1 protein-coding gene is annotated in these 330 nt (G+C 50.0%); it reads left to right on the forward strand.

Annotation, left to right across the window (positions count from 1 at the left end; genetic code table 11):
- Positions 1 to 22 precede the first annotated feature (22 nt).
- On the forward strand, positions 23 to 330 hold a 308-nt coding region (locus TPRIMZ1_RS0109635; protein WP_232616798.1), incomplete at its 3' end, for an Rpn family recombination-promoting nuclease/putative transposase.

A 330-nucleotide genomic window follows, 5' to 3' on the forward strand; every position in this document is an offset into this window, starting at 1 on the left:
TGGCGAACAGGCGGATTTGGAAATGCAAGTCCAACGCACCGACGACGACATTAAAGTGAGGGCTATCGTTTTAGGCGCCCGTATGCTTTCCGGACAGGCAAAACGGGGGGAGCAGTACAAGCAGATACGCCGGGTATATCAAATATTTTTCCTAAACTTCGTCCTCTTCCCCGGAAGCAGCAAGGTACCCCGGCGTTATTTTATGCAGGAAGAGGACGAGCATGACCGGTTAAGCGATGTGGTATGTTCAATTTTTTACGAACTCCCCAAATTGGACAAGCTGGTACAGGACTGTTTAAACGGCAAGCAGGACATATCCGTATTGCCGGC

This window comes from Treponema primitia ZAS-1 (genome assembly GCF_000297095.1).
In the GTDB taxonomy this organism is placed as follows: domain Bacteria; phylum Spirochaetota; class Spirochaetia; order Treponematales; family Breznakiellaceae; genus Termitinema; species Termitinema primitia_A.